This is a genomic window from Maridesulfovibrio ferrireducens (assembly GCF_900101105.1).
Classification (GTDB): domain Bacteria; phylum Desulfobacterota; class Desulfovibrionia; order Desulfovibrionales; family Desulfovibrionaceae; genus Maridesulfovibrio; species Maridesulfovibrio ferrireducens.
On record NZ_FNGA01000004.1, the window covers coordinates 1 to 14,968 of the forward strand.

At 44.4% G+C, this 14,968-nt stretch carries 11 protein-coding genes and 1 tRNA gene; 2 read left to right on the top strand and 10 right to left on the bottom strand.

Annotated features, from left to right (window positions below):
* From BLT41_RS12575 to BLT41_RS12600, 5 genes are all read right to left on the bottom strand, one after another.
* Positions 1-947, bottom strand: a 947-nt coding sequence (locus BLT41_RS12575) for a cadherin-like domain-containing protein (RefSeq protein ID WP_139167356.1), incomplete at its 3' end; no start/stop codon positions are given.
* A gap of 459 nt (positions 948-1,406) precedes the next feature.
* Entirely contained in the window at positions 1,407-1,742 is a 336-nt protein-coding gene (locus tag BLT41_RS12580) for a winged helix-turn-helix domain-containing protein (protein ID WP_092161707.1), read from the bottom strand.
* A gap of 220 nt (positions 1,743-1,962) precedes the next feature.
* On the bottom strand, positions 1,963-2,130 hold the full coding sequence (locus BLT41_RS17690) for a hypothetical protein (protein WP_092161709.1): 168 nt from the start codon (positions 2,128-2,130) through the stop codon (positions 1,963-1,965).
* Positions 2,131-2,281: 151 nt separating this feature from the next.
* Positions 2,282-3,175, bottom strand: a complete 894-nt coding sequence (locus BLT41_RS12595) for a glycyl-radical enzyme activating protein (protein ID WP_092161720.1) — start codon at positions 3,173-3,175, stop codon at positions 2,282-2,284.
* A gap of 94 nt (positions 3,176-3,269) precedes the next feature.
* On the bottom strand, positions 3,270-5,723 hold the full coding sequence (locus BLT41_RS12600; RefSeq protein ID WP_092161728.1) for a glycyl radical protein: 2,454 nt from the start codon (positions 5,721-5,723) through the stop codon (positions 3,270-3,272).
* Between the two features lie 305 nt (positions 5,724-6,028).
* Between BLT41_RS12600 and BLT41_RS12605 the strand changes: the two genes are divergently transcribed.
* Positions 6,029-7,528 carry a sigma-54 interaction domain-containing protein gene (locus BLT41_RS12605; protein ID WP_244512277.1) on the top strand — a complete coding sequence of 500 codons (1,500 nt, stop codon included), beginning with the start codon at positions 6,029-6,031 and terminating at the stop codon, positions 7,526-7,528.
* Between the two features lie 98 nt (positions 7,529-7,626).
* Here the strand turns inward: BLT41_RS12605 and BLT41_RS12610 are convergent, their stop codons facing one another.
* Together BLT41_RS12610 and BLT41_RS12615 are read right to left on the bottom strand one after the other, a co-directional pair.
* Complete coding sequence (locus tag BLT41_RS12610; RefSeq protein WP_092161734.1) at positions 7,627-8,361, bottom strand: sulfite exporter TauE/SafE family protein; 735 nt, start codon at positions 8,359-8,361, stop codon at positions 7,627-7,629.
* A 25-nt stretch (positions 8,362-8,386) separates the two neighbouring features.
* The gene (locus BLT41_RS12615) at positions 8,387-8,941 is read right to left on the bottom strand and encodes a DUF4125 family protein (protein WP_092161736.1); all 555 of its coding nucleotides are present in this window, start codon (positions 8,939-8,941) and stop codon (positions 8,387-8,389) included.
* 682 nt (positions 8,942-9,623) lie between these two features.
* Here BLT41_RS12615 and BLT41_RS12620 point away from each other — a divergent pair.
* Positions 9,624-11,135 (top strand): APC family permease, encoded by a 1,512-nt coding sequence (locus BLT41_RS12620; protein ID WP_092161737.1) that lies wholly within the window; start codon positions 9,624-9,626, stop codon positions 11,133-11,135.
* A 140-nt stretch (positions 11,136-11,275) separates the two neighbouring features.
* Here BLT41_RS12620 and BLT41_RS12625 read toward each other — a convergent pair.
* From BLT41_RS12625 to BLT41_RS12635, 3 genes are all read right to left on the bottom strand, one after another.
* A tRNA-Pro gene (locus BLT41_RS12625) sits at positions 11,276-11,352 on the bottom strand.
* Positions 11,353-11,454: 102 nt separating this feature from the next.
* Positions 11,455-12,966, bottom strand: coding sequence for a DNA recombination protein RmuC (locus BLT41_RS12630; RefSeq protein WP_244512278.1), 1,512 nt, complete (start codon positions 12,964-12,966; stop codon positions 11,455-11,457).
* A 130-nt stretch (positions 12,967-13,096) separates the two neighbouring features.
* Positions 13,097-14,965, bottom strand: coding sequence for a sensor domain-containing diguanylate cyclase (locus BLT41_RS12635; RefSeq protein ID WP_092161738.1), 1,869 nt, complete (start codon positions 14,963-14,965; stop codon positions 13,097-13,099).
* Between the last annotated feature and the right edge of the window lie 3 nt (positions 14,966-14,968).

Genomic DNA, 14,968 nt, shown 5'->3' on the forward strand with positions numbered 1-14,968 from the left:
TCCGCATTGGCAAGCAGCATCTCTTTAGTGATGATGATATCGGTATCTTCATTTGTGGAGACAGCAACCGGAGCGCTGGTCGGCGCATCGTTAACTGCATCAACAGTAACAGTTCCTGTCACCTGTGTGATGTTATTCTCTGCCGCACCGTCATTGATCTCAAAGTTGAACTTTACTTCACCGTTAAAGTTTTCATTAGGTGAGAAAGTCCATGTGCCGTCTGCGTTTTCGGTAATTGTTCCGTCCGCACCGACAGGAGCTAAATTCTGAACAGTGAGCAGGGCGTTATCAGTGTCGACATCGTCCGCATTGGCAAGCAGCATCTCTTTAGTGATGATGATATCGGTATCTTCATTTGTGGAGACAGCAACCGGATCGCTGGTCGGCGCATGGTTTACTGCTCCGGCCTGACCCTCGTCAGTGCCGCCAGTGCCGACGCCTTCGCTTTCTTCTGCTTCTCTATTGGCATTAAAGGCTGCATCGGCTGTGTCGAAAGAGTCTTCCGGTGTATCTCTTCTGGCGAAATCCATTTCGTCACGTGGGGTTTCTTCCTGTCCTTGGAGAGACTCTTGGCTGTCGAAGAGTTGTCCTTGCATATCAGCATATTCACCAGCTCCACTTCCACTGGTTCCGGTATTGGCTGCAGTCTCTATTTCGTTAGAGTCTTGAGAAAAAGCGAAAAGATATACGTTGCCGGGTATTTCTTCTCCATCTTCGAGCACAAAAGCAGGCACCAGCTCTTCTTTAGCAAGCGGTAGGTATCCTTCAAGGATGATGACTCCATTATCTTCAGATGAGATAACGAGGTCGCCACCGTTCCCAGTAAATGTTGCGTCTGAATAATTGAATCCAAAATTGAAGGCAGTGGTTTCGTCAACTTTGTATATTACAGACTCGCCTTTGCCAGGAAGATTTATTGTTTTATGGATAATATTTTCAGGATTCATATTTTTCTCATTTTTTTGCTGATATTGTCCGAAGCTCTTGTGGTATTCTGTAAGGTAGCTGCGAACTAAAATTTTTATATTTCAATTACTATGTGTTCGTAATTATGTATAAAAAAAAGACAATGGGTGTTTTTTTCTATCCTTCACACAGCATGTTTTGCGCGAGTGAAAGCGAAACACTTTTATTGTTGAATAGATTGCTCGCATGCACAGAAGCATCTCGGCAATTTTCTTTTCGGCTTTATTATGGATTTGAGCAGGATTATTGAGCACAGCATAATGCCAGAATTGCAGCGTAATTCATTCATAAAGACCCCTTTTTTAAATTCCCCTTACCCAAATAATTATAATGATAGTAATGTTGAGTCAATATCAATTGTGTTATTTTTTTAAGGATTTAAAGAAGATTGTCTTTAAAATGTTGATAATATATTTTGAACTATTTTAAACTTAATTATTTTAGGCAGTTAACTTTTCCATGGCAGCCTTAATGATATGGTCGTGTGTAACAATCATACCCGGCTCATATTTATCCGTCAGCCCCCATATGTCAGGTTCGATTTCTTCAAGAACCCCGTAGCAACACAGATATTTATTAGCGTGATAAATTCTACATTCCAGTTTAGTTTGGTGCGTCCTGCCTGGATTATTCAAATATTTAGCCGCTTTTTCAGTAAGATAAAGGTGGTTAACGATATGTTCTGTTATTTCCAAAATGTTAGCTGAACCGCCAAGCGATTCAAGTACTCTCAACACTGGAGTCATTAAGTCATAAAATTTGGGAGTATTTATCATAAATCACCTGAGTTATTATTTGGATAAATACAAATACAGTATTTTAAAAATATTTCAAGCGTAAAATGAATTTTGTCCTAAAAATGTGATGACAGTCCAGAACTATAGGATTCGTGTCCATGAGGGGTATAAATGTAGGTTTTTTGAAAAAAAACGCCCCCCTTGCCGTAAAGCCAGGGGGGAGAAGGGGGGCGTGGTGCTGCCGTAAATAGGGTATAAATTACGCAGCCAGAGCTGTCAGTACAACTTCCTTTTTGTCACTGAATGTCAGTGAAAAATCTTTACCGTGTTTAGTCAGAAAGTCTTTTTCGGCAACAAACGGAACTTCATTTATTTCAATCTGTACGTCTTCATCTTCATCAGCTTCATCAATGCCCAGACCGAGCACTATTTTAGCGTGTCAGCCTCCGCCTAGTTTGTATTCGCGCAGTCTCACACAGCTGTCGTCATCTTCATCTTCAAGCATGGCCTGAAGCTTTACTAGCATTTCGTCCGGTACGGTAACGGTAAACATATTTATCTCTCTATTATGGTTATTGTTAGACCATGACGGGCTGCAGCCCGTGCTTGGCAAATCTTTCCAGAACTATGTCCAGTTCTTCCGGCGTGTATTGTGATACCTGCGGAAGAGGTTTGCTAAGTGCTACATATTTGCTTTGTCCAAAGGCATGACACGGCATAATTTCAATTTCGTTTCGGTCGAATTCCTTTAAAAAGTCTGCCATGGCAGCGATATTTTCATCCGAATCGTTCATATTCGGCATCAGTGGCATACGTAGATGTACTTCTTTGCCGGAACTCAGAGCTGCGTGAAGATTGCGCAGGATTAATACATTATCCTGCCCGGTTAATTTCCGGTGCTGTTCCGGGTCCATGTGTTTACAGTCAAACAAAAACAGATCTGCAAGTTCGATGGTTTTGTCGAAACGTTCTGCCGGGCAGAATCCGCAAGTATCCACAGTTACATGGAAACCCTCGTCATGCACGGCTTGCACCATCTCCAGAAAGAATTCTCCACCGGAAGTAGGTTCGCCGCCGCCGAAAGTTACACCGCCGCCGGAGTTCTCATAGAACAGGGAATCCTTGCGTACGGTATTCATCACTTCGTCTACAGACATCATTTTGCCGGACATTTCGCGGGCCTTGCCGGAACATGATTCGGTACATAGACCGCAGTGAGTACACTTTTCTATGTCGCGTCCGAATTTTCCGTCTAAAGGAATTACGGCTCCGTTGGGACAGACATCTGCACAGATGCCGCAGCCGGTACACTGTTTTTCAAAAAACATCATTTGCGGCGTTGTTTTTTGTGATTCCGGGTTACTGCACCACAGACAGGTCAGCGGGCAGCCTTTAAGAAAAATAGTGGTACGCAGTCCCGGTCCGTCATGAACGGACATGCGCTGTATGTTGTAAATCATTCCCTGATTCATCGTATCTCCGCGGGTATTTTTGGGGGTGAAATCGCACAGAGATAAGGAGGGGGTCTCTGTGCGATTTCAAATGGTCGGTTTGATCTTTAAGTTTTTATGATGCGTATTCTGTACGTTTAATGATTTCGTTCTGTACGCCGCAATCCAGTCTGGTGAAGTAGGCACTGAAACCGGCAACACGTACAACCAGATCAGAGTAATCTGTTGGATCGACCTGTGCGGCTTTGAGGGTTTCGGAACTTACGCAGTTGAACTGGATGTGTGAGCCGCCGAAATCGCAATAGGTCTTGATCAGGGAAATCAAGGTGCGGGTTCCGTTGGGGCCGTCCAGTACTGCTGGGGAGAATTTCACGTTGAAGTGGTTTGCGCCGTAGCGGACTGTGTCGATGGCTTCTGCGCCGGACTTGATGAGGGAGGTAATTCCTTCATGGTCGGTGCCTGGCATTGCGGAAACACTACCGTCGGTCAGAGCGACTCCGGCTTTACGTCCGTTAGGCAGAGCACCCATGAGTGCGCCGAAGTAGTTGTGGTATGACAAGGAATATGCATCCAGCGGAGTCCTGTAGCCGAAGCAGTCGGGGCCCTGAGCGTGGTGTATTGAGTCTACATCTCTGTAGTACTGCTGAACAAATTCCTGTACTTCCAGAACGTCGTTGCCGTGTTTTGGAGCTTCGAAGCACATTTTACGGATATCTTCACAGCCTTCAAAGTTTGATTTGATAGCGTCAAGCAACTGCTGCATGGTCAGTTGTTTTGTTTCGAAGACCAGATATCTGATAGCGAGCAAGGAGTTCGCCGCATCAATACCTGCTGTCATAATGGGGTTGACCTGAGGGTAGCGGGTGCCGCCTGCTTCTTCGCAGATACCTTTTTCAATGCAACCGTCGTACATGGCGGAGCGGAAAACGCTTGGAACAACCTGAACACGTGCCATCTGGCTCAGGTCAGAATGTTTTCTGGACATGTTGAAGAGATGATCGAGCTGTATCTTGTATGCGTTGTACACGTCATCGAAGGTTTCGAATTCAGCAGGATTTCCGCTTTCTACGCCGACTTTTTTCTTGGTGACGGGGCATTTTCCGTTGTTGAGCATCAGTTCGACAACTTTAGCTAGGCAAGGCTGATCTTCCTGAGTGATAAAGCTGCCTTTGCCGCATACGCCTGTGGAAACACAACCGTAGTTACCGCAGTTTCTGGCGTCTTCCAGAGTGATGCCTTCATCATACTGAGCGAAACGAGCCAGTGTGCGCTGAATAACTGCATTGTTGTTCAGAATCTGAGGCTGACCGGAACCGCCGCGGATACATTCTGATACTTTTTTGAGATAAGAATCTTTCATTTTAGGATGATAGAGCAGGGTCAGCGTAGGCTGAATGTTCTTCATCTGAATCTGAGTTTCAAGGAGCAGTTCTTCCAACTCGGTGCTGGCATCGTTGCCGTCTTTGTCCACGCCGCCGATGGTGATGGACTGACCAGTGTGACCGGAAAGGGTCAGTGCGTATGAGTTACCCTGATATTCTGCCAGTTCAAGGTGTTTGATCCACTGGAATTTGAGGAGAGTCAGTACCTGTTCGCGGGTAAGGTTGCCTTCGTCGATATCTTTCTTGAAGAAAGGATACATGTACTGACCATAGCGACCGGGGGAAGTTGCACAGGCCATCTGTTCGATTTCAATTGCAAGGTGGATGAACCAGAAAGACTGGATAGCTTCACGGAAGTTGCGTGCTGGGTGTTCAGGGACGCGGCGACAGATTTCAGCAATTTCCAGCAGTTCAGCTTTGGCTTTAGGATCGTTTTCTTCAACGGCGGTCTTTTCAGCCAGATCAGCATAACGGTGGGAGTGGGCAATGACTGCTTCAAAAGTGACGAGCATAGCACGGTACAGGTCATGCTTTTCTTTGTTCTGCAAGGTGGTAGGGCAGTTTTCAAAGCGGGATTTTACATCATTGATGAGCCAGCGCAGACCTTTGTTCAGCATCAGAGGGTAGTCGGCAATACCAGATCCACTGGCAACGCTGACGTTTTCATAATACATGCCGCACTTGGCAAAGTTTTTAGGATTGATGCCGTATTTATCTTTGAACATTTTGTTGTTCAGATCGATACAGGTGCGTCCTTTCCAACTTTTATATGTTTTTTCGAGTAGTTCTTTAGTTTCGCTGGGGATTTTCATCTCACCGAGAGAGGCCATTTTAGCCATCTGCATTTCTTCTTTGATCCATGCAACATTCCATTCAGGGTATGCGTATACACCGGCACGAACACCGGTCAGTGTGCCGACAATGGGGTTGCCGTCGAGGAAGATATTTTTTTTGGTAAGAACACGCTCAAAAAGTTTAGCGCGGATATAGAAAGTGGATTCACCACGGAATTCTTCATAAACTTCATTCAGAAATTGCAGACGTTCGGGGTCCATGACCTGAGGAGCGGACATCAAAAAATCTTTGAGTTCTTTAACTCGTGGTTCCGCTGTATTCCAGTCAATGCCGTAACCTTTAGGGGTAGCAGTCTGGTTTTCTGAGTTTGTTTTTGCAGAAAGTGTATTCATTTCTATCTCCTATCCTTGTTGTAAATTTTTTTCTGAAGCAGGGTGAAAGATGGAATTCGTTCGTTTGTTACTTTTCTCACTAGCACGGGGTGTGCCAGATTTAGAGATATGCGGTATTTTTCAATTAAACCCCTGTAAATATTGATTTTCTAGTTTTTTAGTGAGTTTGCAAATAGTTTAAGGAAAGAACTTTTTCGATAAAAATTTTTCATTTGATAAAAATTTCTTTTCAGTCTAGATAGCGAAAGAACAGCTTAAGGCGTCGAAAGACCCCGCCAACACTCAAATAGTCGAGGTTGTGAAATTTGTATTTCAATAAAGAAAAATTTTTTGATATCAGCCGTAAAGACGTGTTGAATCCTTCCATGACCGCTATCTGGGATGACATGGGGATTGGTGTCGCAGTGGTGAATGGTGACGGTATTTGCGAATATATGAACCCTATTCAGCGCAAAGCTGACAGTTTCAGACTCATTGATGTTGTAGGTGAACACATTACAAAGCTGTACGTGCCGTATGAGCTGGAGTGTATTCCTACCATTGAATGCTTGCGTAAGGCTGAGCCTGTTCTGAAGAAGTCTTATTTCTATAAAACCACGAATAATTTTCGCGCCAGCACTGTTTCGGATTTTTTTCCGCTGTTTGAACGCGGCAAAAAAGATGGAGTCATCGCTTTTACCATCTGGACTGGTACATCTCCTTTGGTGGAGCATAAGCCCCGTCCCGCAAAATCAGCTGCGCCCATAAAAAAAACTTATGATTATTATACATTCGACAGCCTTGTGGGCGAAGACGAAGCTTTACTCGACGTTTTAGCTGAAGCTCGTGCTGCGGCTAAGTCCCCTTCACATGTGATGATCTGGGGAGAAAGCGGAACCGGTAAGGAAGTTTTTGCTCAGGCCATTCATGCCGAGAGCGCGCGGCGTAACCAGCCACTTATTGCTGAAAATTGTGCCGCTATTCCTGAAAATCTGCTTGAAGCTATTTTATTCGGTACGGCTAAAGGTGCTTACACAGACGCTGGTGACAGGCCCGGTCTTTTTGAAGAGGCCGACGGCGGCACATTGCTTCTGGACGAACTTAATTCCATGCCGCTTGGGTTGCAGGCGAAGCTGTTGCGAGTGCTTCAGGAAAAGCGGGTGCGTCGTTTAGGTTCGCGTACTGAAATTCCTGTGGACGTGCGGGTTATCAGTATTTTGAACGAATCTCCTCTCAATGCTGTGGGACAGGGAATTTTGCGTAGTGACCTATTTTATCGTCTTGCGGTTGTGGGTATTGCTGTGCCTCCGCTTCGTCATCGTAAAAAGGATATTCCGCTATTGATGCGTACTTTTATCGAGAGTTCTGACCAGAATCAGGGCGGCAGGCCGATAGGGGTAGACCCCGAAATTTTACAGATGTTTTTTGATTACGATTGGCCGGGAAATATCCGCGAATTATTGCATGTTATTGAGGGTAGTCTGGCTTTGCTCGGGGACCGGTCTTCCATTGAACGGGGTTGTCTGCCGCTTCATTTTCGCGAAGCCTGTAAAAATGTAGATTCCGCACAGGGGCCGAAGCAGATGCAATCTTTGCAGAGGGTGGGAGAAACTTTTCTAACGGGGAAAGATTATTTTGATTACTCCGGGATTAAGAGAAACAGTGTGGTTCCGCTTAAAAATTGTATGCAGGAATATGAGGCACAATGCATCCGTAATGTGCTGGAGGTTACTGGAGGCAATGTGGCGAAAGCTGCCCGTATCCTGCAAATTACCGGAGCCGGTTTGCGTTATAAAATAAAATTGCTTGATGTAGAAATAGATTAGTACTGTTGTAATCGGTAAATTTAAAAAAATCAGGTCTGATGCGTATTTTATGCATATCAGACCTGGTTTTTTTTGATATTTTCCCAAATGGAGGGAGATTACAGCATGGAACGTAGAATGCAAACTGAACCTGCCAACACGATGATGCACATTAGCACGCGTCTGAAGGTTGCAAGGTTTATGTGTTTTACAACTGGAAATGCACAAAGAGTCCCGATTATGGTGGCAGGCACTCCGTACATGGCATATTCCAGTACATGCGGAGTATATAATCCTGCTCCGAATTGCAGGGCGCAGGTCATGGTGCCTCTGATAACGAAGAATACCCCGAGTGTTCCTAGAAATACTCGAGGTTGCCAGCCGACATACAGCCCGTATGCCCCAATGGGGGGGCCGTCGAATGATATAGCTGTTCCAAGGAGTCCAGCGCCGAATCCGGCTGCTCCGCCGCGCGACCATGATTCTTTTCGTGCTTCTTTCACTTTATATGTGTGCTGCCAATAGACGTAGTAGAGCAGCAATGCACCAACTCCCCCTTGTAATATAGCTCCTGAAACATATTGAAGGATAAACAGTCCGGCAAAAGCTCCGGGCAGAGACCCGACCAGCATGGGCCACAACGCAGACACGCGACAGTAGCGGAAATGCATACAGGCGATACAGCCGTCCATGACAACATTCAATATGCAGCTGAGCGGGATAAGCTCATGCATGGGGATGAAGATGGAAGCGATCGGTACTGCGACCATTGCTCCGCCTATGCCGCTGACGCCGGAAACAAACCCGCCGATAAGCCACGCGAAGAAAACAAAAATAGATATGGAATCAGGCATCTGACATTTTCTCCATGCTAGGCGGCTAGCGTGCTGTCAGTTTTGTTTCACAATCCTGCAACGAAGCGTAGCCCAGTTTGCGCATCAGCAGTTCGTAGCGTTCACGAACAAGATTGCGGAGTTCCTGTTGCGCTGATTTCATGTAGTCGTAGTACTCGATTATTGTAGCGGCGGAGTAAGTCTGGAGTTCACAGCCTAGATAACGGCAGAAACTTTCATGTCCATCGGGCTGAACACTTCTGGGAAATTGAGCCGCGACTTCTTTGCGCCATTCACTTTCAATTTGAACAATCTCTTTTATTTGAGGGGAGTTGCTGATGGTCGGAATTAATGATTCCATTAGGGCATATTTTTCGGTCATAAAATTACGGCCCTCTTTTTCCGCTTGTTTGAGATCATATTTGTAGGAGTTTAGAAAGGAGTTCGGCAGCACTCCGTGAGTCATTTCCCGCATGATGCGGAAAGATTCTGGGAGTTCCTGACATTGCGATGTGCCTCCGCGGTTTTTTACTGCCAGAAACATGTTCAGCTCGCGGTCGATAATTTCATTGATAAGAGTTTCGCGGTATTTATTGGTCATAATGTCCTCCCGGATTATTATGAAATATTGTGAGTGCGGTATTAGTAGTCATTGTCCGGTTTGTTCAAATGAAAAAAAGAACTTGCGGGCGCTGTGCAAAGCCGGTGCCGTTTAAGCTTTTAGTTTCATCTATAAGGTAGGAGATTTCTTTTATTTCGTATTTGTCTAATATAATTGATAAATATCATGTGTGTGTTTTTTTGTTTTTTTTGGTACCAACTACTGTGTCTGTTTCGTACAAAAAAAAAGAATCAAAAAAGAAAAATTTTTTAAGAAAAAGATACATATTTTTTAACTATACATTTGTACTTTTAGGTTCAGTTATAAAAAACTCTTTATTTTTAATGAGATATGGCAATGGTGAATAAATTCACTAACTGGCATCCTATTTGCTTTATATCGAGGCAGTAGCTGGCAAAGCTGCTTTCAACTGAAGTGCTGAAGGGTGCAGAGGTTTCGTTCACCTCTCTACAGTCAAAGAAAGGTCAGTTGCCGCATGGTGTGGTTGCTTGGAGGAGTATGACCTTTTGATGTCTCGACGTAATAAGGGATAACGCCATATGGCAGAAGGGTTGTAGAAAAGCATCATTGCTCTGAAATATAGGAGTGAGTGCTTTCTGTAAGTCTGTCCGGGAAATCCGGGGATATCTGCCTAGAATTCATTAAATAAAAGAGAAAGGTAATGTCAAAAGAACAGTTGAAATTGAATAAATCGCTTTCGCCGTCACAGGTTTGGGCACTGGCTTTGGGGTCCATTGTCGGGTGGGGATGTTTTGTGCTGCCCGGAGACATGTTTTTGCCGCAGGCCGGTATTCTCGGCACCTTGATCGGTTTTGTCGTAGGTGCAATTCTCATTTGTTTTGTGGCTGTTTGTTATAGTTATATGATTAAATACGCCCCTGTTGCCGGTGGAGCTTTTGCCTATGCCTATGTGGGGTATGGACCCACGGCTGCTTTTGTCTGTGGTTGGGCTCTTGTTCTTGGATATGTTGCCATCATTGGTATTGATGTAGCTGCATTGGCACTTATCTTTCGTTTTCTTTTCCCGGGTGTTTTTGAATTCGGATCGCTTTACTTCATCGCCGGATGGGAAGTTTATACGGGTGAGGTTCTCCTCATGACTACAGCAACCCTCCTATTCGGATGGATGAACTACCGCGGCACCAGTTTTGCCGGTAAATTTCAGGTTGTTCTCACCGTGTTGCTCACCCTCGGCATTGTAGCCTTGTTCACTGGGTCGGCTTCGCTTGAGACTGCTCAAATTGGTAATTTGTATCCGCTGTTCGCAGAACACCGCACTACATTATCCTGTGTCCTTACTATTTTTGCTATTTCCCCCTTCCTTTTTGCTGGTTTCGATACAGTCCCGCAGGCTGCCGAAGAATTTACATTTAAACCGGAGCGTGCGCGTAACATAATGATCGTCGCTATTCTCTGCGGTGTTGTTCTCTACAGTCTTGTTACTCTTGCTGTCGGTATTGCCATTCCTTATCCTGAAATGCTTGCAAAGATGGATGTCATGCGCGCCAGCGGTGGTACTGCATGGGCAACTGGTGAAGTAGCATCTATGGCCTTCGGTAAAATGGGTGCTGTCGTGCTTGCCTGCGCTGTTATGGGAGCTGTCTGTACTGGAATCAATGGTTTTTATATCGCCACTTCCCGTTTACTTCTCAGCATGGCTCGCGGTCGCATTCTGCCTGCATGGTTCGGTGATATTCATCCCGTATACCGTTCACCTTACAAAGCGATTCTGTTCACTATCGCTATTGTTTTGCTGACTCCTTTTGCCGGTCGCTCTGTGGTTGTCTGGATTGTTGATATGAGTTCCGTGGGAACAGGTATCGGTTATCTTTTCTCCTGTCTCGCAGCCCGTCGCGTTCTGCTCGGCAGTCCTGCCGTGGAAGATAGATCCATGCGCATGTTCTGTTGTATAATGGGAACAATTACCGCTTTGCTGTGTATTGGTCTGTTGCTTATTCCCGGTTCTCCAGCTTGTATCGGTGAAGCTTCCCGCTGGTGCATGGTGGCTTGGACTGGTATGGGCGTGTTCTTTTATTTCTCTAACAAGTCCGAATGGGCAAAGCTGCCTGAAGCTGAGCTTCGTGCCAACATCTTGGGCCGTACAGATATTCCCGTATTCTTTAAAACTAAAGAACCACAGGGGCTGGTCCAAACAGAAGGTGCTTCCGATTAGCATTTATGCAAATCCGGAATACTTGATCAATAATGAAACCCCGCTTCTTTTAGGAGCGGGGTTTTACTTTTTTTAATTGGAATGAAAAAAGCGCAAAAAAAAGGTCCTACGATGATTAATCGTAAGACCTTAAAATTTCTTGGTCGGGATGAGAGGATTTGAACCTCCGACCCCTTGAACCCCATTCAAGTGCGCTACCAGGCTGCGCTACATCCCGACTCGGAGAAAAATAATTATTGAATACTTTCGTATAAGTCAACGTTTTTATGAAGAAGGTTGATTAACTGTGTTATATTTTAATTAATTATAAAGTTTGAGATTAGTTGGGGGATGGAATGGTAATTTCTGTTTGAGGGGTACATTGCGAATCTTCTAAAGCAAGGCTGACAATATCGGCCGGTAATGTTTTTTTGGGTTTTACGCCAAGTTCTTTCAGAAGCTCAGTTTGCCTAATGATATTTCCTTTCCCCGAAGTCAGTTTGTTGAAAGCGTTATCGTATGCATTTTGCGCTTGATTTAAACGCTCTCCAACCTTTGTAAGATCTTCTACAAAACCGACAAATTTATTATATAGTTCAGCTCCCCGGTGGGCAATTTCCTGAGCGTTCCGGCTTTGCTGCTCCTGCCGCCACAAGTGCGCGACAGTGCGGATAACGAAGAGCAGAGTGCTTGGGCTGACGATCAGTACGTTTTTATTCCACGCGTCCTGCCATAAGGTTGCATCCTGAGTGCTGCCGAGAATGAAAGCCGATTCAATCGGTACAAACATTATCACAAAATCCAAGGATTCCAAGCCGTATAGTAACTGATAGTTTTTGCCTGATAATCCTTTGATGTGAGAGCGCATGGATTCCAGATGACGTTTAACAGCGTCCTTTCGTTTGTTGTCATCTTCAGCGTTAACGTAATCATTGTAGGCATTGAGTGATACTTTTGCATCAACTATGAGATGTCTGCTGTCGGGCAGGTGAATAACAACATCAGGTTGTGCCCGTGAACCGTCATTTCTGGTGTGGTTTTCCTGAACATCATATTCCTGTCCTTTACGCAGTCCCGACATTTCGAGGACTCGTTCTAAAATCAGTTCACCCCAGTTTCCCTGCGTTTTGGACTGTCCTTTCAGGGCTTTGGTCAAGTTATGAGCGTCCGATGACAGTTGACGGTTAAGATCCATCAATTGTTTTACCTGTTCAGACAGGGCACTTCGGTCTTTACTTTCCTGAAAATAGACTTCTTCAACTTTACCCTGAAAATCACCAAGCTTTGTTTTCAAAGGAGTTAGAAGCTGGGTTAGATTTGTCTGATTTTGTTCAGTGAATTTTTTGGATTTTTCTTCGAGAATTTCATTTGCGAGAGTTTTGAACTGGTTGGAAAGTTCTTCTTTCGCTTCGGTTAACAGAATGAGTTTTTCACTGCTTTGCTTCCGTTCATTATCAAGTTCGGTTTTAATTTTTGTAAGTCTACTTAAAAGTATTTGTCTGTCTTCAGAAAATTTGTTTCGTTCAACTCTAAGATCTTCAATAGATTTATCTGCTCTGCTGATTTGGAGCAGCTGTGCGCTGATTGTTGATCCGGTTGATCCGTTTTTTTCACGCAGATCTGCAAGATCATGGTTAAGCTCAGATATTTCGTCTTGAGCTTCAGCTAATTCCAGACTCAGTTCTGGGATACGTTTCAGCCGTTCTTCCAGTTGAGCCTGCTGGTTTTGAGCGCGGAGGTTAGCCAGTGTCATCCGGTGAGAATGAACAAGCATTGCTATGATGGTGCCGACAATTAATCCAGCTAAAAACAGAAAGGGTTCTACAGGCAAAGTATATATGTATTCGATCACAGCGTTTTTCCTTGAATATTAGTCATGTTGCTTTTCAGGGTTTAGGTCGCTGTTCTATAATTTTTGATGTGGATTAACAAGCGTGTGTAAGAAGTGGATTTTTTTGTATTGAGAATGAACGGTATAAGCTTTAAAAATTTTTGTCCGTATAATCATTTTCCGCAAACGCGTAGCCGTTTTTCCCGGTCTTTTTAATCGAGTACATGGCTTCGTCAGCTTGTTTGATGAGTTTTTCAACATCATTTTTTGCACAGGATGCAGAGCATACTGCGATTCCTACACTGGCGCCGACGGTGACTTGTTTGTCTTCGTGAACAAACGGCATTGCAATGGATTTAACTATTTTTTCAGCAATCTGTTCCATGTCGTTTTTTGAGTTCAACTCATTTAATACGATCAGAAATTCATCTCCGCCGATTCGAGCTACTGTATCAACCTTTCGTACGCAGGAAAGTAATCTCGTCGCTGTTTCTTTCAGAACCATATCACCCGCATCATGCCCCAGTGTGTCGTTGACATTTTTAAAGCCGTCGAGGTCCACGAACATTACAGCCGTCATCAATTCCTTGCGTGTCGCTATGGCAAAGGCCATTCCAACGCGGTCTTTGGCTAGTTTTAAGGTTGGCAACCCAGTCAAAACATCGTGTGTTGCCATGTGGCGTATTTGTTCTTCAGTATTTTTCTGATCAGTTACGTCCCAGTTTACCCCGGTCATTCGTAAGGGATTATTTTTTGCGTCGCGCTCAGCCTTTGCGGCGGCATGAATATATTTGATTCCTCCGTCGGAAGTAATGATTCGGAACTCGGTATCGAAAGTACCCTTTCCTTCGACGGCAGCCTTAAGTTTGGCTTCGGCTTCTTCTGCGTCCTCGGTGTGAAGAGCGCTGCTCCATGTTTCATAACTTGGGTTGATGTCCGTTGGAACATCATACAGCTCATACATTCGCTCATTCCATGTTAGCGTATTTGTTGTGACATCCCATTCCCATATACCTATCTTTCCGGCTTTTGCAGCCAGAGTAAGGCGGGCAGATGCGTGTTGAAGATTTCTTGTTGTTTTTTCATGATTTTGAATTTCGAATTTCAGTGTTTTTTGAGTGGAATAAGTTCTCCACGCCTCTGATGATGTTTTTTGAAATAGATGAACAATGAATGAAATTAAAATTGTTAAGATAGAGCCAACCAATAGTGCGATTGCTGGGTGAAGATTGTTGTGGTGATCAAAGAAAAATTGAGTAGGGCGGCATGAGATTGTTACTTTGTGTCCCATAACAATGGTCGATGTGGTTGCATCGAAGGGGGTAGCCTGCAACATGTCCCACCCTTTTTGACTGTAAACAGTAGTACCGTCTATATCGACGCATATTTTGAAATCACTAAGGTCATTGGGTGTATCGTCTGTTAGGAAAACGTGATTTAACCACGGTTTGATTCGAAAAACGACCGAGAGGAATCCATCGAAATTTTGTTTAATATAAATAGGAAAATAGATGATAAAACCTTTGCCGCCTTGTACTAAATCAAGAGATTTAGACATTGTAGGCGTTCTCGCGTTTTTAGCTTGTTCAAGTGCAGTTCTCCGATTTTTTTCAAAACCTAGATCTATGCCCACAGCCTTCTCGTTTCCTGCTAAAGGAACGATCCATTTTACATGCAGGGTTTTGTCGACCCATCCAATAGCCTGAAAGCCCGGCCAATCGTTAATATAATGTCCTGCATCATTAATAAAACTGGCTTCAGGTGTTCCCCCGCTGAATTCCCATCGATTAACAATGCGTTGCAAAGCAGGAACTCGGGAACGAATATCAGCTTGAATATTTGCCGAAAGTTTTTCGGTATATTGCATAACCATATTATGCTGATTAGATAAATCTTCCTCTCTGAGTGTCCACCAGAAAACAAGAACTAGAGAAAAAAGGAGTACGCCGATAAGTATGGGCAGCCATAGGGTATTGATTCGCGGTTCGGTGGCGTGTGTATTGTCTATTTCTGTATCCATAAC